Here is a 23553-nt window from a genome sequence, read left to right as displayed (position 1 = left end):
TGATGTCCATCTTATAGAAGTCTTTGTCCATTCATCATGCTTTAAAAGACTAATGATGTCAAAATGTATCCTAGGCTTCTCAATTATAAAGACGTTTCGGTAACATGCTTAAAGCAAAAGTTATACATTTCAGTCACTTTGCACGGCAGCTGCGCGCAATGTTTGAGTTTATGTTCGCCTGAATTTCCAATTCTTATCCGCCTTCAATATTGGTTTCACCTATCGCTCCTTTATTTTTTAGTCTTTCATCGTAACAATGTAGCAAATATAAATTAATGATTCTGTAATATAGTTTACAGATGTCAATTGGTTATGTAGTTATGATCAACACGTACCGATCCTAAAATCATCCAATCCTCTATTATTCGGGTCCCGGCATCACCAAAGTTATCGAGCGAATTTTCTTCTGCCACCGTTATTTACATTACATTGTTCTACCGTCATTCACAATTTCAGGAGAACGGTAAACTACATTACAGAATTCCGATTTTTTTAGAATTACAATCTAGCTATCATTCGATATTGGCGGTTTCAGAACAATGAGCAACCAAAATTTAACCGAACACCTGGAAGCGGCGACATAGTAGTTTAAGGCCACTCCGAATGAATGGATGCAACAGCTTTTTTAGCTCTCGTAAAATCTCCGCGTATACGGCTTGAAGAGGTCAATGCGTTGGCGGAGCGTGTGGCTGAAGCGGATGTATGAGGTAGACACTGGAGGCTATCGACCGCGAATGGCGTGATTGACTCCGGAGAGATTGCCGCTTATTGGGATAGAGGACCGGTACGGCGAATGCCATCCGGTCCTCAGTAAAAACTTGCAATAAAATCATCATGCAATTAAAGCGAGGTCGTTCTCTATGAAGAAAATGTTATGGGTCATCTTCATGATGTCCACCGGAACTTCCTTTACGTCGCCTTTATTTCCGCTGTATCAGGAGCAGTACCGATTAAGCAGTCTGCAAATCACCATTTTATTCGCTATGTATGCGGTCTTGTTGCTGCCCACTTTGCTCATTGTCGGCTCCAGAGGAAGCGGTTGGGGATTGAAGCGGGTTCTTCGTATCAGCATCCTGTTGTCGATTCTGGCCACCCTTCTCTTTATGGCAAGCCAGCAGGCCTGGCTCGTTTACGGGGCGAGAATGCTGGAAGGAATCGCTTATGGAAGCTTTACGGGCACCGCAGTTGCGTTCTTGCTGAAGCAAACGTCCAAAGAGAAAGCGGGCAAAGCGATTCTGTTATCGGGTATGGCCGTTTCCGTTGGTTTCGGTCTAGGACCTGCCTTGGCCGGTTTGGTCATCGAGTATCTGCATCTGATGCCGCTGCGCGCGCCGTTTTGGCTTTTGACCGTTCTGCTGCTGAGCGCTTGGTTCGGCCTGGAAACGTTGCAGGACGAGGATTTTCAAGCCCGGAAGGAACGCCGTCGAGCGGCGACGGCATCGATCTCGCTCGGGGTGTCTAACGACATTAAGCCTCATTTCTGGTCGTTCAGTGCGCTGCCCGTTTTCACGCTGTTTACCTTGAACGGAACCATTCTCTCTCTGATTCCCTCGTTCGTGAAAAACGTGATTCACACTTCCAACCTTGCCGTGTCCGGTCTACTGATTCTGCTGCTTATGGGTGGCGGCACGATGATGCAAATGCTGCCTTTGTTCAAACAGCCGGTCGTACGCCTAAGGATCGGTATCGCTTTATTGGCTTGCGGAGCCTGGCTTGTCGTTCTCTCCGGGACGTCGGGAAGCATAAGCCTAATGTGGATCGGTGTGCTCGTTCAGGCGCTGGGCAGCGGTTGGACGTTCCAGATGAGCCTGCGACTGGCCGGCGAGCTTCCGAATGCATCGGAGCGGCCTAAGGTGATAACGACTTATTACTTTGCGGGTTACATCGGATTTATTGTTCCCATCGTGGGAGTCGGTCTCCTAAGCTACTTATTTGACTTGTACGTGTCCCTGATCGTCCTGAATGTTCTCGCTTCCCTGGTGGTTCTCTACATGTTGGGTTACTCCGTAAGGTTTGCTCGGTACTATGCTGCCAGAAACGGAACGCAAACTCAGGCGGAAGATCTTCCATCCAAGACGGGTTCGCAGGCCTTACAATCCTAACGGATGGGGCTATTTCGTCGGAACGTTCGAACGAACATGAAATCGTAGTTATGATCAAGCTTACAAACATACTGAGGAGTGGTTATCATGTACAAAACAATTGTAATCGGTACTGGCCCAGCCGGATTAACTGCAGCGATCTACCTGGCAAGGGCGAATCTGGAGCCTCTTGTTATCGAAGGTACCCAACCTGGCGGACAACTGACTACGACTACAGAAGTTGAAAACTTCCCCGGCTTTCCAGACGGCATTTTGGGAACGGATCTGATGGATAATATGCGAAAACAAGCGGAGCGATTCGGAGCCAAGTTTAAATCCGGTCGGGTGAGCCGAGTAGATCTGCAGAGCCGTCCGTTTCGTTTGTTCTTGGAAAGCGGTGAGACGCTTATCTCCGAGAGTGTCATCCTCTCGACAGGGGCGACCGCGAATTTACTTCACATACCGAACGAGCATGAATATGTCGGAAGAGGCGTGAGCACTTGCGCTACATGCGACGGCTTCTTCTTTCGAGGCAAAAAGGTAATCGTTGTAGGCGGAGGCGATTCCGCGATGGAAGAAGCGCATTTCTTGACGAGGTTCGCCAAAGAAGTCCGTGTCGTGCACAGAAGAAACCAACTGAAAGCTTCTCAAATCATGCAGGATCGAGCACGGCAAAATGAAAAAATCGAATGGAGTTTAGATCGAACACCTCTCGAGGTTATCCCGGGCGAGAAGGGAGTGTCAGGACTTAAGGTGCGCGATAACCAAACCGGCGACGAAGAAATCTTCGAAGCGGACGGAATTTTCGTTGCGATTGGCCATCATCCGAATACCGAGTTTCTTGACGGACAGCTTCTGACCGATAGACAAGGATACTTGATTGTAAAGCCCAGAACATCGGAAACCAGTATTCCAGGCGTATTCGCTTGCGGTGACGTACAGGATCCTCATTACCGGCAAGCGATTACTTCGGCCGGAAGTGGAGCAATTGCTGCGATGGACTGCGAACGATTTTTAGAAGAAATCTCCGATAGGTTGATCAGGAAATAGACGGGCATTATGCATGGATACGCTATGGACTAATTAAATAAGCAAAAGAATATTTTTTCCATTCTTGCTTGGAGGTGCCACATGGACGATGTTTTGCTGGACTCTCAATCTTTGTTTCTTCAGTTGTTCAGTATGTACAAAGGTGATCAGGAGTGGGAGAAAGGCAAGGCGCTGTTCGTTTCCATGAATTGCCGTGATCCGGAAACCGCGAATCATTCCCTGGTTGTTGCATTTATTGCCTACCACTTAACCATAAACATTCGTCTTCCCTCCTGTAATGCAGAACGGATGTTTCTCGCAGGTTTGCTGCATGACATAGGAAAGTTGTCAATGCCGGATAGTATTTTGAAATCATCACAACGTCTGAACGTTGAAGAAAGAACGTTGGTTGTTGAACATGTGAAGGTCGGGCATGACGCGTTAAAACAACTTGACTTCGGTTCGGATATCCTTCATTTTTGCTACTCACACCATGAAAGACTTGATGGCAGCGGCTACCCTCATGGCTCCGCGAATCAAAGTGAAATTGGGTGTATTGCGGCTATCTCCGATATCTATTCAGCATTAAGGTTGCCGCGAAGATACCGCTCAAATTGTCTAAGCGACAAAGAGATTATTGAATTTTTGCTTCAATACGATGATCAATTCAATAGAAATTACACATGCCTTCTCAAGTCCTTTCTCAATAATCGCTCAGATATCCCGAAGGAACGTAAGGTACTTATCGGCAATTCCAAGTAGGAGGCGATAGTAATGGGATCCGAGCTCAAGTCAATTGTTGAAAAAATTGAATCACTTAAAGAATCTCTCAACAACGCCGCGGCTCAAAACAGATTTAATTTAACAGACCATGCTTTGTTACAACTCTCTCAAAAACTAGATGAATTAATTATGGAATATCATCGGATACTTAAGTAAGCGTTATAAACCGCCATACTTGAGGTTATTACATACCGCTTAATGTGATTTTAATACGATTCTAGGGCAATTTTGGCATCTAGAGGATTAAAGCAGATTTGATGACTGTGTGGATTTTCTCCAGCCAGCCAGGACAAATTAAAATTGCATGATACTCAATGGTACTTGATGGTTTAGTTTACAAATTACCATGCCAACAGAATCGGCATCTGTCATCTATTTTACAGAACTCCGATTTCTTTAGAATTATAATCAAACTATGTGAGGAGCCAAGAAGGTGATTCACATTTGGGCCATGTCTTTGTCGATGGACCGCAGGATAGAGGCGGGTTGCGTTATTGCATGAACTCGGCAGCGCTTCTTATACCGAAGGAGGATCTGAAGAAGGTCCGCAGTATCCCAAAAATAATGAAGAGGGTGCGTGAAGAAATGGAAGCACGATTGAATTTAAAACACAAAATCGGTCAAGGGATTTCGCCGCAACAGTTCATTGATGGAATGAAGAATCGGAACATGGAAAACAGCAAAATCATGAATACCAAAGAAAAATTCATCTCCATCTACGATAATTTCACATGGGCGCAAGAAGATCAGAAATTATTCTTTACCAGTTTAGACAGTCGCTCCGACCTGCACTGTTTGATTCTATGCACAGATTGGTGCCCGGACGTCATCTGGAACGTTCCCTTACTGTTTCGAGTGATGGAGCAGAGCCGCATTTCCACTGAAGTGTTGCTCATGGAAGAGCATTTGGAGACCATGGACCTCTTTCTCACGGATGGCGGACGTAATCAACCGATCACGGTTTTCTTGAATGCGTCGGGAGATGTTCTAGGCAGATGGGGGGCGCGTCCAGCTTATATTCAAGCTGTGATGGATCAGTTTAAAAAGAACAATCCGAACAAACAGGCAGCCGATTATAAGGAAAAATTGAACCAAACATATGCGAAGATCGGTGAGCTCTATCAAGTTAGCAACGAATATCAGGAAGTTATCCTTCATGAATTAAGAGATTTATTTACTACCTTTCCTTTGTGAATCGAAATAGCAGCATAAAAAGAATGAGCCCTCATCATCTGAGAGGCTCATTCTTTATTGTAAATATATAACTTTGAGGTCCCGCTCGAATCGTGCCAGGAACAGAAGATCGAATGAAAATAGAATATGCTTGGTCAGTTATATTTGGAGCATTAAAATCGGATCCCGAAAAGGGAAGGCGAGAAGCGAAACTGACAATAAAATTATTGCTTATAACGAAGGATGATTTCTAATGCTTCTGTTGGCTCCATTCTTGTTCTGTGATTGAAATCGGAAACGCCCGCGACGATTCGACCATTCATATCGATGATGTACGTTGCAGGAACGGGTAGTTCAAATGAATCATCTTCATTGAATTGAGGAAGCATATTTACATTCTCCCGCATGAACTCGGGCAAAGTGATCTTTAAATTATAGGCTTCAGCCACTTTGTTATGACGATCACTCAATACAGAATAGCTCAACTCATGCTTTTCCTTTAGCGTTAGGGAATGATCGGGTGTTTGTGGACTGACGGCGATGAGCGTTGCACCTGCCAAATTGATGAGGCCCATAATACGCTCATAGGCTTTTAATTGCAGATTGCAGAAGGGACACCACTGACCTCTGTAAAAAATAAGAATTACCGGTCCTTTAATTAATTGCTCCGATAACGTAATCCAATTGCCAGTTGCATCTTCCAGCGTGAAATCTGGCGCAACATCACCAATGTTTAATCCCTTTCCAGCATCCTGGCTGCGAAGATACAATAAGTACTTTTCAAACGTTGCAGCTGCGTTCGGGTTGCTTGAATTGATTTTAGCTTGTGCTTCCAATTCCATTTTTAAAGTTAACCCCATCTTTTTTCACTCCTTCGAAATGTTGAATCCGACAACAATATATCATTTATAAATTCGTGCTTATGTAAAGAAGTTTACAGATGTTTAGTACATTCTGTTGCCATGTCATTTATAAATTTGACAGAACCAATGGACGCCGCGGAACAACAATACGACTTTAAGCGCAAATCAAGTTTGGACTGATGATATAGGAGTTGCAGAAAACCGGCACTGCTTCCGGACTGATGACCGGTCAAAAAGCTCGGGATTTTAAATTACCCAATGCTTTGGGCCAAAATATCGTGTACGATGAACTCGCTAAAGGGCTGGTTATTCTCATTTTTTATCCTGGTGGCTTTGCCCGCATACTTGTAAAATGTTTAAACGAAGCCAACCGCACATGGCAAACAAGGTACACACGGATTGTACACAAAAACAAACGACTTTTGGCGCGGCTAAAGACGAGCCAGACGTTCGATATTAAAGCGACCTGTGGTTTCCGCGCGACGACGCTCGTTTTTGACAGTTTGGTTTCGTTCAATTTGGTCATTATTCTTCGTTCCCTTCATTAGGTTTGAGGTTCGCAAATTTCCGAAGTATGAGACTATATCAATTCAAGTATGTAATTGACTTTACATAACTTTTTTTTGTAATGATTATAATAAAATTATGTGCATAAAGGACGACGCCCCTTTCAATAAACGGGGTCCCATGGACATAGGAACTTGGAAAATTGAAAATCAAAAAATACGGTAAGGAGAGGTATCATGAAAACCTTGGAGAAAGATTTATTTACAGCACTACGCGAACGGCGCTCGATTTATGGAATTAGCAAAGAATCACCAATTTCGGATCAAAGAATCCAAGAAATAATCGAGGAAACCGTTAAACATACACCATCGGCGTTCAACAATCAAACGACCCGAGTTGTTCTGCTCTTGGGTGAACAACATAACAAGTTATGGGATATTACGAACGAAGTTCTCAAAACAGTGGTTTCGGCCGAACGATTTTCTTCCACCCATGAGAAATTGAACGGATTTCGGAACGGATACGGTACAGTGCTTTTCTTTGAAGATCAGTCGGTTATTGATATATTTATGGAAAAATTCCCATCTTACCAAGAACACTTCCCGATTTGGTCACATCACACAAGTGGAATGCATCAATTGGTGATCTGGATGGCGCTGGAGGCTGAAGGGCTGGGTGCAAACCTGCAGCATTACAATCCATTGATTGATGAACGGGTAAAAGCAGAATGGAAGTTGCCGGAAAGCTGGAAACTGATCGCCCAAATGCCGTTCGGTAAACCGTCTGCCCCAGCAGGTGAAAAGAAATTTAATCCGGTACAAGAACGTATAAAAGTTTTTAAATAAAATTAACCCCCCCAAGGCCCGGTCATTTCTGGCTTCGGATGTGGGATTTAAATGGAAATTTTCGACATATGTCCTTAAAGTAAAAGCAAAGACCACCGGAAATCCAGTGGTCTTTGCTTTTTCAATGTGTAGAGTTTCGAAGAGTATTTTCTTCAAGTATTGTAACCGCAAGTTGAACTGGTATTCGAGATATCTTTACGTCACACTCCTTAGAAAGCTCGCTCATCGGCAAAATCGGACATTGTTACTACTGTAAACGACATTACAGAATTCCATTTTTTTAAAGATTATAATCAAGCTATCACATCATATTGGAGGTTTTTGAACGATGAGCAACCAAAATTTAACCGAACAGCTGGAAGCGGCTGCGCAGCAGTTTAAGGCCAATGCGCCGATTGAAGCGCAGATCAAGATCGGTCAGATGATTGAGGAACTTCAGAAATCGGGGATCGCTTCCGGGAAGCAACTAGGCGAAAAAGCGGTGGACTTTAAATTAACAAACGCACTAGGCCAGGATGTAATTTTATATGAAGAGCTCGCGAAAGGGCCGGTTGTGCTGGTATTCTATCGCGGTGGATGGTGTCCTTTTTGTAATATGCAATTAAAGGCTTACCAGCAGATATTGCCTGAAATCAAGGCGATTGGAGCGCAGCTTATAGCGATTAGCCCGCAAAAGCCGGATCATTCGTTATCCCTTCAGGAAAAGGAAGGATTGGAATTCCAAGTCCTTAGCGATCCGAACGGCTTGGTAACGGCCAAGTACAATCTGCTCTTCGATGTTCCGCAGGGAGTAAGGGAACTCATGGAAGGTATCGGAGTCGATCTTGTGGAGTACAACAATACCTCGAAATGGGTTTTGCCGGTTCCGGCTACGTTCATGATTGATGAGAGCGCCATTATTCGATCCTCCTATGTCAATCCGAATTTCATGCAGCGTCAAAGCCCGGAGGAAATTTTGCGAGAGCTGAAAAAGCTATAACGATTTTTGCGGCTATTGTACATGGGGCAGCTATGCATCTATATTAAATGTTAGTTAAGAAGGAGAATATATCATGACAATGACAATGACAATGACCAAGGAAGAAATTTTAAAAGCTTACCAGTTCAGACATGCTTGCAAGGCATTTGATACCAACAAAAAGATTTCGGATGAAGATTTTCACTTTATTTTGGAGACAGGAAGATTGTCCCCAAGTTCATTTGGCTTCGAGCCGTGGAAGTTTGTCGTGATCCAGAATGCAGCTCTTCGCGAAAAATTAAAACCTGTATCCGGCGGTGCCACGGGACAACTGCCAACTGCCAGCCATTTTGTAGTTATATTGGCCAGAAGAGAAGAAGGCTTACGGCCTGACTCGGTTCACGTGAACAAAATGTGGAAAGACATTCACCATATGCCTGAAGAAGTTGTGAAAGATTGGTACGATTTCTACAAATCTTTCGTCGAAACAGAACTCGAAGATAATGACCGTCTCATTTTTGAATGGTCAATCAGACAAACCTATATAGCACTGGGAAACATGATGACAGCCGCGGCTCAAATCGGTATTGATTCCTGTCCGATCGAAGGGTTTGATAGAAAGCAGGTGACCGCTATTTTACAAAATGAGGGTATCATTAACGGCGACGATTTCGGTGTAGCCTGTATGGCCGCTTTCGGATATCGTGAAAAGGATCCCAAACGTCCACAAACAAGACAACATCTCGATGAGATTGTTGAATGGCGATAAATTTAAGATGATATTTCTCAGCATCAGGGGACATATTCACTAACAGGTACTCAAGTTTAAGAAGGGGTTGCTGCGGGTGCGGCAACTCCTTTTTTATAGTGCTAACGGGTAGGATTCTTTGGGGAATTGCGAAAAGAACGTTTAGTACAAGATGTAACGGCCGCTCACAAGAAATGTCTGCGCCTTTGGGATTTCATCAATTTAAGAAAAGGGAGCGTTTGATTTAATATGGCACAAGTTCTATATATTACTGCTAATCCAAAATCAATTGAAAGCTCAGTTGGTCATCGAGTAGGACAAGCTTTTCTTAAAGCTTATTGCGAAACTCATGCAAACGATGAGATTCAGGAAATAAATTTATATGAAGAGGAATTTCCAATCGTGGATCGCGATATCCTTAACAGTTGGGAGAAAATGCGTCGAAGGGGAATGCCATTTTCAGAGTTGAGTCAAGTCGAACAGCAAAAAATGAATGCTTTAAATCAATTTATAGATCGAGTAACGAGCGCTGATAAATACGTATTTGTATCTCCTATGTGGAACTGGAGCATTCCACCACGATTAAAAGCATTTATCGATTCCATTGTGGTGGCCGGAAAAACATTTCATTACACCGAAAATGGTCCTGTCGGACATTTAATAGGTAAAAAAGCCATTCATATTCAAGTTAGCGGCGGTATTTACTCGCAAGGACCTTTAACGAAAATGGATCATAGTCACCCGTATTTAAAACAAGTGCTTAACATCATAGGTATTCATAATGTAGAAGTACTATATGTGGAAGGACATGATTTTGACCGAGAGCGAGCAGATGAAATTATTCGCAAGGGTATATCGGATGCAGAAAAGCATGCGATGACTTTTTAGTCACGATGTCGATTTCACCCCCCAGCTCGTGGCGCTGTTTCCAAACTTACCTACAGCATCTGTTTGAACAGTTGCCACAGCTTGCTGATCACCATCTTTTCCACTCATTTGCCGTTTATTCTCGAAATAACTTGAGCTAGCTGCCCTCCCTTACATAAAGGAGGGCTCTTTGGCATACCTAGCTTCTTTATCCGTATCTATCGCGCGAACGCTATATCCAACGGCCCGACTGAACGAGTACAGATCAATGCTCGCCGTCCTTGATCAGTCATTTTTATTGTGATTCCACCTATGTATAAAAAAAGATCTTTTTACAAAAAATAACACAGTGGCATAAAGAACATTTGGAGGCTTTATCCAGAAGGGGTTTATTCGTAATGAAAACAGAATTTAAAAACCTCGATCAATTATTAAAATTATCCGGACAATCGAGTGACTTTAAGACAACAGTGATTTTACTTGGTAAACAAGAAGTGAGTATTTTCTATTATAGTACCTTAATCGATGCGAAATGGATGCAGCAGCATTTGATTCTTGTGATGCAAAATCGCTCATTGGATTCCGAAATCAAAGTAATCGAGGATATAAAGGCCTGGATTCCCATTAATGATATAGAGATTACCGACGAGTTGACAAATATTCAATCCAAACTGCTGAAAGGTTATGCGATCGTTCAACTTCATGAGAACGATCAAAAGTGTGCATTGGTTAATTTAGCCGATAATCATGGATTGCGAGAAAACAATGATACGGAGAACGAGTTTAGCGTCGTCGGCCCTAAAGTCGGTTTCGTAGAGGACCTGGATACAAACATCGGTTTGCTCAGAAAACTACTCAATATTCCAAACTTGATCATAAAAGAAATTATCGTTGGAACAATTTCAAAAACAAAAGTCGCAATCATTTATATCGATGGGGTGACAAATGAACAGCATGTTCAAACTGTTGAGCAAAGGCTTACTGATATTGATCTCGATGTCGTGTTTGATTCGTCCATACTGGACCAAATGCTGTCAGACAATTCTTTGACACCATTTCCATTATTTGTATCCACGGAACGCAGGGACCGAGTGGTGTATTCACTTATTAGCGGGCAAGTCGCGGTCATAAGCGACGGATCACCTTATTTTGTTACGGGACCCTCTACGTTGTTTGATTTTTTTATTTCCGCGGAAGATTATTTTTTGCCATGGATATTAGGTTCTTTTTTTCGATTGATTCGAATCTTTGGTGTCATTTTTTCGCTGTTTTCCACGTCAATGTATGTTGCGATAACCACATTCCATTATGAAGTCATTCCAAAAGATTTGCTTGGCCCCCTTATTTTTTCCAGACAAAACGTTCCATTTCCGCCCTTCTTTGAAGTGCTTTTTTTAGAAATAACCATTGAATTTCTTCGGGAAGCAGGGGCCAGATTACCTACAAAAATTGGCCAAACTCTAGGTATTGTCGGAGGAATTGTTATCGGTCAAGCTGCGGTCCAAGCAGCTTTAACAAGTAATATTTTACTAATTCTTGTCGCGTTATCAGCTTTAGCTTCATTTACGACACCGATATATAAGATGTCAAACACGATACGTTTTTTACGCTTTCCTATCATCATGCTGTCAGCGATATGGGGGGGGATTGGCATATTTATAGGGGTGGGTTTTCTGTTCGTCCATATTATTCGTTTAAAATCACTAGGCGCTCCTTACGTTGTTCCGATTTTTCCTTTAAGGACTACGGAGCTTAAAGACAGTTTTATACGTTCATCCTTTCAAATTCTGAATAAAAGACCTCAACATTTAAGACCAAAATCTTCAGTTAAGTATTTGCCTAATAACCCAGTTAAACAGAAAAATGACTTAGATGAAGAATAAATGATGAAAGAGGACCATTATGTATAGGAGGAAAATTTATCTGGTTATCATTTTGTGTACAGTTTTATCGGCTTGTTCCGATCAAAAAATTGTGAATCAGATTTGTCTTATCCATGCAATTAGCTTTGATACCGTTGCGAATGGCAAAAAAACCGCTGCTCTAATTTCTCACTTTAAAGAACAGGGAAAAACAGAACTAGAAGTTTTACATACGGAATCCAACTCTTATATTTCTCTGCCACGACTAAATACGCGGACAAATGATCCCCTTGAAAGGGGACAGGCAAGGTTGGTGTTATTCGGAAAAACGAGTGCAGAAAAAGGGACTGGGACTGTAATTCATCATTTACTCCGCGATCCTAAAATTTCATCGCGGCTTCAGCTTGGAGTCGTGGAGCGGGACGCTTCGGAACTGTTGGAAATCACTACAAAAACCCAAGAACCGTTTTTTTTATCGGATATGATTGAGCAAAACATGAGAAGCGGGAATTTACCGTTAATGAACCTTCATGAATCCTTGTTTAATTATTATGGTGAAGGACGAGACATGTTTTTACCGTATTTTAAAATTGGGCGAGAAGGAGCTGCGGGAAGCGGCGGTCACGGAGAAGTAAAAATCGATGGTCTGGCTTTATTTAGAAGTGATCGAATGATAACCGAAATTAGCATGAAGGACGCTTTCTTATTAAAAATGCTTATTCAGAACTCGAAGAATGGAAACTACAGGGTTCCACTTGCAGGAAAAGCATCAAACAATCAGGGTGAAGATTTTATTTTATTGAGAAGCATGCATTCAAAGGCAAACTACATTGTGAACAACGTTCATCCAATCCCTTCTATTTCAATTCGGTTGAAATTGGTGACGGAACTTCAGAATGTCCCGGATTGGGTGGATTTGAGATCAGAAGAGCAGCTTACACAACTTGAAAAAACGATGGGTTCTTATTTAAAAAAAGAAATTGAAAAATTCCTTTCACTATTGAAGAAAAATAAGGTTGATCCGGTCGGCCTGGGCGACTTAGTAAGAAGTCGGTCTAAGGAATGGAGTGCCCAAGATTTTGAAAAAATTTATCAAGAAATAAAAACAACAGTAAACGTTCAGGTTAAAATCGGAAATGCTGGTAATGCTTGAATGATGTCTGGAAGTACAGTTTAGTGAGGTGTTTCGTATATGAAAAATGCTGTTGACGAAAAATACTTAATATCTCCCTTCTTAATCGTTCCTCTAATGTATGTCAGTATGGTCGGGGTCGGAGTTCTGAATTTCCAACGAGAAGTGGCCGAACATGCCGGATATAATGCTTATATTTCTGTTGTTTTAGTAGGGATTAGCATTCAATTAATCGTATGGATGATTTATAAAATTTTACGTTCCAATCAAGAAGGTCTAGATGTAACTGCAATCAACAAGACTTGTTTCGGGAAAATTGCAGGGAACATAATCAATTTCGCAATCGTTCTTTATTTTTTTTTCGGAGCTTATATTGAATTCGAAGCCTATATTGAAGTTATTCAAGTCTGGGTGTTTCCATCGATAAAAATTTTACTCATAAGCACCATTTTGGTGTCGTTTATATACTATACCGTTTCAGGCGGGTTTCGGGCCGTTACCGGACTAAGTTTTTTGGGATTCCTAATGGCGCTTATTTTTATAATTCCTGAGAATTTGTCAGTTTTGCCGTATACGCATCCGTTAAACTTGTTCCCTCTTTTTAACCATTCAATAACCGACATATTGCTCTCTTCTAAAAGCATGCTATATCAATTCCTGGGATTTGAAGCTCTTCTATTCTTTTACCCATTCATTAAATCACCGGCAAAGTCTCAAAAATGGGCACATTTGATGGTACTTTTCGTTACATTATTGTATTTGATGATAATAATTATAACGTTTATGTATTTCAGTGAAGGGCAGCTGCGCGAAATCTCTTGGCCAACGCTTAATATGCTCAAGATAATTGAGGGACCTGTGTTCCAGAGAGTAGAATATCTAGCGATTTCCTTGTGGTTGCTAAAAAATTTATCAGGCATATCTTTAAGCTTATGGAGTGCATGCCGTGGAATGAAAACCGTTTTTCAGATCAAACCGCGCGTGAGCTTGCTTGCTTTTCTGGTCGGATTTCTGATATTAGAATATTTTCTAAAGGACCATACCATATTTCGATGGACTTCCGAGGTTTATTCAGACGTCGGACTTTATTTTATTTATGGATATATCCCGATTCTGTTCGTAGTCACGCAGGTAAGGAAAAATTGGAATAAGGGGTAGTAGCACAGCTGATACCATCCGCAAACGAACTATGGCCCGTAAGATGGACACTTTGAAAAAAGTAACCGTCTTGTGGGTCATTTGTGTTTTAATCGAACTTTTAGGAATTGAACGAGGCTTGAACGCAATCCTAATGTGCTTCGTGTGAACACCAAAAAACGATGCACCCTCATGCATCGCTTTCTTTAGCCTGATTTTCAGGCGACAATATAATATTTGACAACCGACCATTTTACTTTCCGCAACGATTTCATCAGCTCCGGCGAAGCGTTCAGGTTGGACCTCACGAGCTGATACGGGGTGAGCGCGATCCATTGGTTGAGCGAGATGTCTTCAAAGCGCGGCGCTTTGAACATTTCCAGGAACCAGAGGGTATCCGTGCCCGTGTTCTGTACGTAATGCCCCATTGCGAACGGCACGTATCCGACGTCGCCGGCACGATAGTTGAATGTTCTGGCAACCCCGTTCCCGCCGAATACCGTCATGCGGCCTTGGCCGGAGAGATAATACTGCCATTCGTCGTTATTGGGATGCCAATGCAGCTCGCGCATCGCGCCGGGCTTGATCTCGACGAGCGCCGCTGCGATTGTTTTGGCGATAGGGAAATTGCTGGAGTCGGCTATTCGGACAGTGCCTCCGGGCGTGACGAGCGGTTCCTGCGAAAGAAGAGAGTGCTTGAACGAGAGCGGTATGGTGCCATAGGGCGATTGAACCTCCTGGCTTTCGATCGAGCCCGGCACTTGGTCCTGATAAATGTACACCTGCTCTGTGGGAATGCCGTTGAATGCAGAGATCGGAACACCGAAGTTCGCCGCAAGAACGTCCTTCGGCGTATGGGCGAACCAATCCGATATGGACAAGGTGTTCAGGTCGGAGAAGCTGCCGTCGTCGAATACGAGCAGAAATTCGCAGCCGTCGCTAAGAGTTTCGGTAATTCCATCCATTGCCGATACCCGGCGGAGGATAGGGAGGGTAGCTGTTTGCATGCTGTTCTCTGTGGCCGTAGGACTTATTCGGGTAAGGAGCACTATTGAAGGAAGGAGCGCTCCCTTGCGCAGGAGCGGTCATCGTAGCATGGCCTTGTTTATAGCCTGCGTACTGCGGAGCGGCAGCCGCTCCGGCGACTTGACCAGGCTTGCAGCCGAGAGGTGGTCCGATAACGACCGTATTCGTAATCGGCGCGACGGCTTCTTTCCATGTTACCTCGTCGAGGCAGTACGTATGCGCGTAGACGCTTGCCGGCGTTAAGCGGAGAAGATCGGAGCCTGGAATAAACTCCGGCGTCGGCGCGTCGAATATAGCCAGCAGATGCGTGTTGTCGACTGATGCGATTTCGTAGTGCCACCAGCCTTGAGGGACATTCGCCACTTGGCCGGGCTGGATCGCGAAGTTCAACAATTGCTTCGTAAACGGATTGATAAGGGAAACCACGGCCGCACCTGTAATGCAATAGACGAGCTCGGAAGCATTCTGGTGGATATGAGGCTCAATGACATTGCCCGTGCTTAGGAAGATGTCGAGCAGCGACACGTTGCCAAGGGTGTTCAGCTGTGCGATGCCAAGTGCGTTTATCAGATTGCGCGAATCCTTCGTGAAGAAATTGTTGTTCTTCAAATCGTAGGTGAACTGCACATTCGGCGACGAATAATCCATATATGAAACCGCCATATTGTTCTCCTGCCCTTCTATCTATTTAGGCGTTTGTCGTCGATTCTTGAAAAACAACGATCTCGTGGCATACCCTAAGCGTATTAATGAAGACGGCGAACTAGTACTCGAAACATCTCGAACAAGCTTGTAAAATGCAAAAAAAACATGAACGGACGGGCCGCTCACAGCGGCGGGATCCTTGTACAGGTCGTAGCCATCATGTGACAAGCTGCGCGTCGAATTAAGACATGTGGCCCAATGAATTCGGGAATTCTAACGCATTAAGCCAGCAAGGAGCGTCCGACAGCGAATGTGCGAGCGAAAAGGCGGCAGCAGGGTCTTGAACTCTGCGCCGCATTTTCACCTGGCTGGAAGGTCATGTAGAATTTGTCATTTTTGTACGCTATAATGGAGGGTATTCCTTAGACTATTAGTTGTAGGTGATGACGGTTGTATCTTTTCGATTACATTGTCAATCTATCCATTTTCTCCCTATTTGTTAACGCTCCTATGGTCATTCGCTCGTTCATGAATCTCAAGCCCCTGCAGCATCAGCGTATTTGGGCGGGTCTCTATGCTGGTGTCGTTTCTGTGCTTCTGGTTTTATTGTCCGTTAAGCAGCAAGGCTATGTATACGATCTGCGTTATGCGCCTGTTATTTTGATGTATGCTTATCTGGGACCGATTTCAGGTTTAATTACCGGCGGTTTTGCCTTGGTCATGAGGTTGTACTCAAGCGGAAATTGGCTTCCCGCCATCGGCGGCTGGGCCTTGATCATGTTGGTATGCTCCATTGTGCATGTCTATTTTAAGCGGCTTGGATTTACCCCGCTTAAGCGAAGCATCGCCTATTCTGGTGTTTATACGGTTCTTTATCTGGTCACTGTCGTTGTTTTTCACATTCTAGTGGATCGGCCATTCTTTCATTTTCAATATTTATTATTCGTGGTATTAGGCGTTATCCTAGGCGGAGTACTTATCGAGACCAACGAAAGACTCCTCAGAATCATTGCCGATCGAGAGCGTATGGAGAAGACGCTTGCTGCAAGCGAGTCCCAATATCGGTTAATTGCCGATCATACGTCCGACCTGATCATGGTGATGGACAAAAATAACATGATTCGTTATTGTTCGCCTTCCCATGAGCATGTTCTAGGCTATCCCAGCGAGGAATTAGGTTGTACGGCGCTGTATAGAATCGTATACCATGAGGACGCGCAGATTATTAAGGATACGATGAACAGCATGTTTAAGCGGAATAAGTCTCACGCCATGGAGCTCCGATTTCAACATAAGGATGGGCGTTTGATTGCATTTGATTCCCTGTGCAAGCCGGTTGAAGGCGAGCATGGAGAGATCGAGCATATCGTCATGATCAGCCGCGATATTTCCGAGCGCAAAAAAGCGGAAGAAATATTGCTGCAATCGGAGAAGCTGTCGGTCGTGGGGGAGCTGGCAGCCGGCATCGCGCATGAAATCCGTAATCCGCTCACGACGATCAAAGGGTTTCTTCAATTGTATAAAGCGGAGGATCCTTCCATGAAGTATAACGACATTCTTCTCGAAGAGCTGGAACGGATTGAAATCATTACGAGCGAGCTTCTGACCATGGCGAAGCCGCAGGCTGCTGCGCAATACATGACGGATGTGAAGGAATTGATCGAGCATACGGTTGCATTTCTAACGCCGCAGGCGCTGATGAACAATATTGTATTCAAACGCAATTACGGCGAGGACTCCTTACTGATTACTTGCGTTAGAACTCAAATGCAGCAGGTATTCCTCAATATTCTGAAGAATGCGATCGAAGCCATGCCAAATGGGGGAGAGATTGATATTTACCTTCGCCAGGAACCGAGCGGCGAGTGCTTGATCGCCATCCGGGACCAGGGCTGCGGCATACCGGATGAACTGTTTCATCGCTTAGGGCAGCCCTTCTACAGCTTGAAAGAGAAGGGTACGGGACTCGGACTGATGATCAGCCATAAAATCATCAAGCAATATCATGGCAGCATCGCGTATAAGAGCAAGCTCAATGAAGGAACGTTGGTCGAAATTCGACTTCCGCTGCACAGCCGAGCATAAGCAGTAAACATGGACAATTTTGATCCGGAGCGATGTCTGATATTTTTCGAAGGGATACTAGGTCAGTTCGAAGAAGGGGAAATTGTCAACAGCGGAACGTATGAAGAGACAATGCCGCACGAGACGCTGTTTATCGTTCCGGGCATGGTGCAGGACTAGGCCTGCCCATCAGCGCAAGCCGGACAATACCAGGACTCCTCTAGAAAAGAAGGAGAGCACACTTCCCCCAGCGGGGAAAGTCTGCTCTCTTTTTATTAGCTCACCATTTCGGCTCGGTTTTGGGATGCAATCTAAAATATTTGTAGTAGAAGGGCTGCTTCTTCTTCTCGGAAAGCAGCTTCTTCGCAAGCATCAAGACTTGTGCGGATCTTTCCTTTTCGATGTCGTTCGCGATTTTATTGAATACCAAAACGTGCACTCCGATCTGTTGTGATTAGAACAATGTTCCAGCCAAATTCAGTATCCGCATCGTATCATAAAACAGAGTAATTTGTCGAATTTTGGCGATGAACTATCCTATGCCGTATGAGTATGCATCACTGAATTCGGTGGCTCAGCGGTTCATACTCCGTTCATAATCATGCTTTACCATTCCTATTTAGTCAGTCATGTAGGAGGAATAACGATGGACCATGGATACAGAAAGGAACAACAGGCCGGCCAAGGAGAATGGGCCGTAGAAGCCCGCGGGCTCGTCAAGGCGTTCGGCGACAACCGCGCGGTGGATGGCGTGGATTTGAATGTACCGACAGGTTCGATCTATGGGGTGCTTGGACCGAACGGAGCGGGCAAGACCACGACGATCCGCATGCTGGCGACGCTGCTTCGGCCGGACGCCGGTTCGGCGCGCATCTTCGGGCATGACGTGGCGAAGGAGTCGCAGATCGTCCGCCAACTGATCGGCGTGACCGGTCAGTATGCTTCGGTTGACGAGTCGCTGAGCGCGACCGAGAATCTCGTCATCTTCTCCCGGCTGCTTGGCCTCGGACGCGCAGAGGCGAAGCGCAAGGCAGCGGAGCTGCTGGAGGAGTTCGGCTTGGCGGAGGCCGCGAAACGTCCGCTTAAGCATTTCTCCGGCGGGATGCGCCGCCGATTGGATTTGGCAGCGAGCCTGATCGCACAGCCGCCGCTCATCTTCCTGGACGAACCGACGACGGGCCTAGATCCGCGTACGCGTGCGCAAATGTGGGATACGATTCGCCGCTTGGTGAAGACGGGATCGACCGTTCTGCTAACGACGCAATATCTCGATGAGGCAGATCAGCTGGCAGACCGGGTCGCGGTGATCGATCAGGGCCGTGTCGTCGCGGAGGGCACGGTGGATGAATTGAAGGCTTCCGTCGGCTCCTCGTCGCTGCACTTGAGAGTCCAGCAGCCGCAGCATATCGAAGACGCACGGCGAATTATTGAGTCGGTGCTCCGCGTTCAGTCCAATGTATCGTCGGAAGCCGGGAAGATTACGGCGCCGATGACGAACGTTGATTTGGTCACGGACCTGCTTGTCGCTCTTCGTGAGGCGGGAATTCCATTGGACGAAATGAGCGTCCAGAAACCAACGCTCGACGAGGTGTTTCTGACGATAACCGGCCACGGCGTTAAGGACGAGGCGAATGGATCGCGCAATACCAAGGAGGTTACCGCATGAGAAGCATATCCATAATGCCGGGTGCGGACCGCAAGCTGAGGAATTACACGAGCTTCGGCCAGACCATACGCAATTCGCTCACGATGGCCTATCGGGGCATTCTCAAGATTCGGCGTACGCCAGAGCAGCTGTTCGACGTTACACTGCAGCCGATTATTTTCACGCTTATGTTCACGTACATCTTCGGCGGCGCCATCTCGGGAGATGTGCTGAGCTACTTGCCCGTCATCATTCCCGGTATCCTGGTGCAGACCGTCATTACGACTTCGATCGTTACGGGCGTCCAATTGCGCGAGGATATGGATAAAGGCGTATTCGACCGCTTCAAGTCGCTGCCGATCGCACGGATCGCACCGCTCGCGGGGGCGCTGCTCGCGGATACGGTCAGGTATACCATTGCGACGGTGCTTACCTTTACGATGGGCTTTATTATGGGTTACCGGCCCGAGGGCGGCTTCGTTCATGTCGTTATTGCGGGGTTGATCGTCATCGCCTGCGCGTGGGCAATCAGCTGGATCTTCGCCTTCTTCGGCGTCATTGGCCGCACCGCGGCAAGCGTGCAGGGGATATCGATGCTGGTGCTGTTTCCGCTGACGTTCCTCTCCAACGCGTTCGTGCCTGTCGATACGATGCCGAACTGGCTGCAGTGGTTCGTCAAAATCAACCCGATCTCGCATCTCGTCACGGCCGTTCGGGATTTGGCCAACGCTGGAACCGTAGGCTGGGATCTCGCTATCTCCCTCATCGGCGCGGCCGTCATCGTTGCAATCTTTGCACCAATTACAGTGCGCGCGTATATGCGTCGTACGTAACGGGGAACCTTGCTGTCCAAGCTTGCATGAAGCGTGCACCATGCATAGATTGTACCAGGAATCGTTTCACCTATGCCTTCACAGGAACGGGAATCAGTTGCATCTCTGGACAATGTATTCAAAGGAACGGTAAGCGCAAACAGCTCGGCGCAGCAAACGGTATTCAGCATGGCCGGCTTGAGCAGCGGCTCGCACACCATCAAGGTAATCAAAGGCACGGGAACGACCTTTACGTTCGATTATTTTTAGAATCATTCCGTAATGCATAGCTAAAACAGAACCCGGATATGGGATTTCCGCCTTGGCGGCTTCCTTCGTCCGGGTTCTATTTATAGGATCCGCTGTATCAAACTCTGCCCCCAGAATGGATACTTTCTTCTCCGAATTCTGCACCCAATTGTGAATTCTGTGAAAATGTTAATCCTGCGCGCATAAGGAGCTGTGCTATAATGTTGCCTTGAAGATGAATTCTGGTAGATTACACCAACTTTATGTGCGGGAGGTACGCATGATTAGTGAAGTCAAGCCAGTGTATAGGCTTATCATTACCATGGCTGTCGCATTGCTGCTGCTGTGCAGCGGACCGTTAGCCAATGTCTCCGCAGGGGAAGCAGAGTCCGCGAACGATATAACGATAAAGCTTGAAGGCAAGACCGTGAAGCTGTCCTTACCGGCTGTAACGAAGAATGGAAGAGTGTATGTGCCTGCGGCCCGCATGGCGGAGAAATTCGGCGCGGCGTCCAGCTGGGACAATGATAAAGAGGAAGTTACGATCCATACGGCGTTCGATGATACGCTCGTACTGGGCAACGGCGTGCCGGTCGTTTATTTTAACGAAGGACGTTATGTGATGGACGCGGCTCCTTTTCTAGAGAACGGCAGCCTATATGCGCCGCTGCGTCAATTATCTGAGATGCTGCATGCGAGCTTGAAGCTGAGCGCTGACGGCTCCGTGGTCGAGCTTAATGAGGTTCAGCCGGCCGTCACTTCGGACGGTTACGGCTTGGCTGAAATCAGCACGGCCGCCGGAATCAGCCGGGCTGAGCTGCTGAAGCGCAATGGGCTGGACAGCAAGGGCACTCTGCAGGCGGGAACGAAGCTCAAGATCGTCATTCCTTCGTTCTTCGATAACGCCGCCAAGCCGTTCACAGAAGCCGACCTCATGCTGCTTGCCAAAATCACGATGGTTGAAGCGGGCTACGAGTCCTACGAGGGGCGGCTTGCCTTGGCGAATGTGATCTTGAACCGGGTGAAGGATCCAAGCTTCCCGGATTCGATACATGATGTCATCTATTCCGGGAAGCAGTTCCCGCCGGCCCATAACGGCCTCTTGGATAGGACCAAACCCAATGCAGGCTCGCTGCGCGCCGCCAAGGATGCCTTGAATGGCAAGAATAATGTCGGGAATGCAGTGTATTTCTTCAATCCCGAGGTTTCCAAAGGCTCGTTCTGGTCCAGCTTGGATGTTATTGCTACGATAGGTCATCATCGGTTTGCCAGATAAAAAAAGTCCGTTATGGCGAATGCCATAACGGACTTTTTTCGAGCTTACCGGTGCGTGGATTTGCTCGGTAGAGGTAACAGCTCTTGCTGTATGCCCCCTACCACCGCACCGGATCAGCCGCCGTAATAAGCGCGAAGCACATCGGCGATGCCGAGCGGATTGCGCCGAAGATCCTTGGCGCTGAAGAACACATCGCCCGCCACTTCGGGATGCTGCTTATTATCGTCGAGCTGACGGGTAATTTCATGAGCATCTTGCCAGCCGGCTTCATTCGTTCCCAGCTTGTACGGTGAATGCCCGATGTAGAGCGAGACACCCGTCCCTCTCACTTCGTTCGACCACCAGCTGGTCAGCGTGTCGTATCTCGCGGCGGGGAAGGAGAGACTCCAGTAGATTTGGGGAATGACGTAGTCCAGCCAGCCGCTCTTGATCCATGTCCGCACGTCGGCATACATGTTATCGTACGCGGTCACACCGGCTTTCGTGGCCGAACCGGTGGGATCGACCGATTGATTGCGCCATACGCCGAACGGGCTGATGCCGAATTTCACGGCAGGCTTGGCGTCATGGATGGCGCTGCCCAGCTGCTGCACGAACAAATTGATGTTGTTTCTGCGCCAATCGGCCTTGTTCTTGAACAGGCCGTAAGTGAGGAATGCGGCATTATCGTCGAACGTGCCTCCTGATGGATAGAAATAATCGTCCAGATGAACGCCGTCGATGTCGTAGCGCGACACAACCTCCATCACGGCATCAATAATATGCTGACGCGCCTCGGGAATGCCGGGATTGATATAGATCGTACCGCCCGAATTCACGATCCATTCGGGATGCTGCTTCGCCACATGGTTGGCGGCAAGGGTGTCGATCTTGGCATCCGTATTCGCACGGAACGGATTAAACCAGGCGTGGAACTGCATGCCCCGCTTATGCGTCTCCTCGATCATGAATGCAAGGGGATCATAGCCAGGGTCTTTTCCCTGCGTGCCTGTCAGCACTTTGGACCACGGGACGAGCTGCGATGGGTAGAGCGCGTCGCCAGCCGGACGAACCTGTACGAATACAGCGTTCAGTCCCATATGCTGCAATTCGTCCAGCAGCTTCGTAAATTCCTGCTTCTGCTGATCCTGCTTGCCGTAAGACGCGGCAGTAGGCCAATCGAGATTGAATACGGTGGATACCCAAGCGCCGCGAAGCCCGCTGCTTGCACCGGGACCGCTTCCCGGATGGCTCCCGCCGTTTCCTTCGCCTGTGCCCGGCGAAGTGCCGCCGCTTCCGGGATTGCTGCCCGGGCTGCCGTCCGGTTCTGTCGGAGGCGCATAACCTGGGGACGTCAGGGAAATCGTACGGTCCGACTGGCTCCAGTCCACCAGCAGCCCCAGCTGCTCGCCGACGAAACGGAGCGGTACCATAATGCGGCCCTGTGTATTCTGAACGGATGCCTCAAGCGCAACCGAACTGCCGTTGACAAGCCCGTTCTTCGCACCTGCTTTCAATTCGATCGTCACGGACGAATCGTCAATCGTTACCGTCCTCGTTTGCGGCGTCCAAGCAACGGAAGCGCCTATGCCTTCGCTTATGACGCGAAGAGGCACCATGGTTACGTTCACCTTTGGTACGATGAACGGCGAGACGTCGCTCGCCAGTTTCCGGCCGTCCAAGTAAATGCCGATGCTTCGGTCCGCCGCATGCGCCGGCTGCGCAAGCGCAGTCAGCACGTACACAAGCAGCATCATCGTGAGGGCGGCCCATTTGCCCAATCTCATTCTGCAACATCCTTCCGCTAGCTGGTTCTCGGTAAAAGCTACCACTATTAGACGCGAAGAGAGACGGGTTTGTTGCTGGGCGAAC

The 23553-nt window shown here is 46.6% G+C and carries 23 protein-coding genes and 2 pseudogenes; 20 read left to right on the top strand and 5 right to left on the bottom strand.

Features of this window, described 5'->3' with window-relative positions:
* Positions 1 to 860 precede the first annotated feature (860 nt).
* The 6 genes and pseudogenes from KXU80_RS10465 to KXU80_RS10445 all read left to right on the top strand — a co-directional run bounded on the left by KXU80_RS10465 (position 861) and on the right by KXU80_RS10445 (position 5087).
* Positions 861 to 2102 carry an MFS transporter gene (locus tag KXU80_RS10465; protein ID WP_219838120.1) on the top strand — a complete coding sequence of 414 codons (1242 nt, stop codon included), beginning with the start codon at positions 861 to 863 and terminating at the stop codon, positions 2100 to 2102.
* Between the two features lie 87 nt (positions 2103 to 2189).
* Positions 2190 to 3131 (top strand): thioredoxin-disulfide reductase, encoded by a 942-nt coding sequence (gene trxB / locus KXU80_RS10460; protein WP_219838119.1) that lies wholly within the window; start codon positions 2190 to 2192, stop codon positions 3129 to 3131.
* An 81-nt stretch (positions 3132 to 3212) separates the two neighbouring features.
* Positions 3213 to 3872: an HD-GYP domain-containing protein gene (locus KXU80_RS10455; RefSeq protein ID WP_219838118.1), complete on the top strand. Its 660-nt coding sequence runs from the start codon at positions 3213 to 3215 to the stop codon at positions 3870 to 3872.
* Between the two features lie 12 nt (positions 3873 to 3884).
* Positions 3885 to 4049, top strand: coding sequence for an aspartyl-phosphate phosphatase Spo0E family protein (locus KXU80_RS10450; protein ID WP_219838117.1), 165 nt, complete (start codon positions 3885 to 3887; stop codon positions 4047 to 4049).
* A gap of 261 nt (positions 4050 to 4310) precedes the next feature.
* Positions 4311 to 4364 (top strand): annotated as a pseudogene (locus KXU80_RS28415) (hypothetical protein); the annotation flags it as partial.
* A gap of 27 nt (positions 4365 to 4391) precedes the next feature.
* On the top strand, positions 4392 to 5087 hold the full coding sequence (locus KXU80_RS10445) for a thioredoxin family protein (protein WP_308858232.1): 696 nt from the start codon (positions 4392 to 4394) through the stop codon (positions 5085 to 5087).
* Between the two features lie 203 nt (positions 5088 to 5290).
* On the opposite strand, the gene KXU80_RS10440 is transcribed toward KXU80_RS10445, so the two are convergent.
* Complete coding sequence (locus KXU80_RS10440; RefSeq protein WP_219838115.1) at positions 5291 to 5926, bottom strand: peroxiredoxin-like family protein; 636 nt, start codon at positions 5924 to 5926, stop codon at positions 5291 to 5293.
* Between the two features lie 194 nt (positions 5927 to 6120).
* Between KXU80_RS10440 and KXU80_RS10435 the strand changes: the two genes are divergently transcribed.
* The 8 genes from KXU80_RS10435 to KXU80_RS10400 all read left to right on the top strand — a co-directional run bounded on the left by KXU80_RS10435 (position 6121) and on the right by KXU80_RS10400 (position 14006).
* Positions 6121 to 6477 (top strand): thioredoxin domain-containing protein, encoded by a 357-nt coding sequence (locus KXU80_RS10435; protein ID WP_219838114.1) that lies wholly within the window; start codon positions 6121 to 6123, stop codon positions 6475 to 6477.
* A 204-nt stretch (positions 6478 to 6681) separates the two neighbouring features.
* Positions 6682 to 7281: a nitroreductase family protein gene (locus KXU80_RS10430; protein WP_219838978.1), complete on the top strand. Its 600-nt coding sequence runs from the start codon at positions 6682 to 6684 to the stop codon at positions 7279 to 7281.
* Positions 7282 to 7609: 328 nt separating this feature from the next.
* A complete protein-coding gene (locus KXU80_RS10425; protein ID WP_219838113.1) occupies positions 7610 to 8260 on the top strand; it encodes a peroxiredoxin-like family protein in 651 nt (216 codons plus the stop codon).
* Between the two features lie 73 nt (positions 8261 to 8333).
* On the top strand, positions 8334 to 9008 hold the full coding sequence (locus KXU80_RS10420) for an NAD(P)H-dependent oxidoreductase (RefSeq protein ID WP_219838112.1): 675 nt from the start codon (positions 8334 to 8336) through the stop codon (positions 9006 to 9008).
* A 228-nt stretch (positions 9009 to 9236) separates the two neighbouring features.
* Positions 9237 to 9875, top strand: coding sequence for an FMN-dependent NADH-azoreductase (locus KXU80_RS10415; RefSeq protein WP_219838111.1), 639 nt, complete (start codon positions 9237 to 9239; stop codon positions 9873 to 9875).
* Between the two features lie 377 nt (positions 9876 to 10252).
* Positions 10253 to 11737, top strand: coding sequence for a spore germination protein (locus KXU80_RS10410; protein WP_219838110.1), 1485 nt, complete (start codon positions 10253 to 10255; stop codon positions 11735 to 11737).
* A 19-nt stretch (positions 11738 to 11756) separates the two neighbouring features.
* Positions 11757 to 12869, top strand: a complete 1113-nt coding sequence (locus KXU80_RS10405; protein WP_219838109.1) for a Ger(x)C family spore germination protein — start codon at positions 11757 to 11759, stop codon at positions 12867 to 12869.
* 39 nt (positions 12870 to 12908) lie between these two features.
* Positions 12909 to 14006 (top strand): GerAB/ArcD/ProY family transporter, encoded by a 1098-nt coding sequence (locus KXU80_RS10400; protein ID WP_219838108.1) that lies wholly within the window; start codon positions 12909 to 12911, stop codon positions 14004 to 14006.
* A gap of 197 nt (positions 14007 to 14203) precedes the next feature.
* On the opposite strand, the pseudogene KXU80_RS10395 reads toward KXU80_RS10400, so the two are convergent.
* Positions 14204 to 14929: pseudogene (locus tag KXU80_RS10395) on the bottom strand (cupin domain-containing protein); the annotation flags it as partial.
* Positions 14925 to 15674, bottom strand: coding sequence for a cupin domain-containing protein (locus tag KXU80_RS10390; protein WP_219838107.1), 750 nt, complete (start codon positions 15672 to 15674; stop codon positions 14925 to 14927). The pseudogene KXU80_RS10395 and the gene KXU80_RS10390, both read right to left, overlap by 5 nt.
* 432 nt (positions 15675 to 16106) lie before the next feature.
* On the opposite strand from KXU80_RS10390, the gene KXU80_RS10385 reads away from it, so the two are divergent.
* Together KXU80_RS10385 and KXU80_RS10380 are read left to right on the top strand one after the other, a co-directional pair.
* A complete protein-coding gene (locus tag KXU80_RS10385) occupies positions 16107 to 17741 on the top strand; it encodes an ATP-binding protein (RefSeq protein WP_219838106.1) in 1635 nt (544 codons plus the stop codon).
* A 9-nt stretch (positions 17742 to 17750) separates the two neighbouring features.
* On the top strand, positions 17751 to 17900 hold the full coding sequence (locus KXU80_RS10380; protein ID WP_219838105.1) for a hypothetical protein: 150 nt from the start codon (positions 17751 to 17753) through the stop codon (positions 17898 to 17900).
* A 100-nt stretch (positions 17901 to 18000) separates the two neighbouring features.
* On the opposite strand, the gene KXU80_RS10375 is transcribed toward KXU80_RS10380, so the two are convergent.
* A complete protein-coding gene (locus KXU80_RS10375) occupies positions 18001 to 18150 on the bottom strand; it encodes a hypothetical protein (protein ID WP_219838104.1) in 150 nt (49 codons plus the stop codon).
* A 216-nt stretch (positions 18151 to 18366) separates the two neighbouring features.
* Here KXU80_RS10375 and KXU80_RS10370 point away from each other — a divergent pair, with 216 nt between their 5' ends.
* The 4 genes from KXU80_RS10370 (at position 18367) to KXU80_RS10355 (ending at position 21702) form a co-directional block, all read left to right on the top strand.
* Positions 18367 to 19386, top strand: a complete 1020-nt coding sequence (locus KXU80_RS10370; protein ID WP_219838103.1) for an ATP-binding cassette domain-containing protein — start codon at positions 18367 to 18369, stop codon at positions 19384 to 19386.
* Entirely contained in the window at positions 19383 to 20198 is an 816-nt protein-coding gene (locus tag KXU80_RS10365; RefSeq protein ID WP_219838102.1) for an ABC transporter permease, read from the top strand. The genes KXU80_RS10370 and KXU80_RS10365 overlap by 4 nt, the downstream gene beginning before the upstream one ends.
* A 72-nt stretch (positions 20199 to 20270) precedes the next feature.
* A complete protein-coding gene (locus tag KXU80_RS10360; protein WP_219838101.1) occupies positions 20271 to 20447 on the top strand; it encodes a hypothetical protein in 177 nt (58 codons plus the stop codon).
* Between the two features lie 259 nt (positions 20448 to 20706).
* Complete coding sequence (locus KXU80_RS10355; RefSeq protein WP_219838100.1) at positions 20707 to 21702, top strand: cell wall hydrolase; 996 nt, start codon at positions 20707 to 20709, stop codon at positions 21700 to 21702.
* 113 nt (positions 21703 to 21815) lie between these two features.
* Here the strand turns inward: KXU80_RS10355 and KXU80_RS10350 are convergent, their stop codons facing one another.
* Positions 21816 to 23468, bottom strand: coding sequence for a family 10 glycosylhydrolase (locus KXU80_RS10350; protein WP_219838099.1), 1653 nt, complete (start codon positions 23466 to 23468; stop codon positions 21816 to 21818).
* Positions 23469 to 23553 lie beyond the last annotated feature (85 nt).

The sequence above is a fragment of the Paenibacillus sp. R14(2021) genome, from assembly GCF_019431355.1.
Lineage (GTDB): Bacteria > Bacillota > Bacilli > Paenibacillales > Paenibacillaceae > Paenibacillus_Z.
Note: the sequence above shows the minus strand (reverse complement) of the source record. Positions and strands in the feature narration are given on the sequence as shown.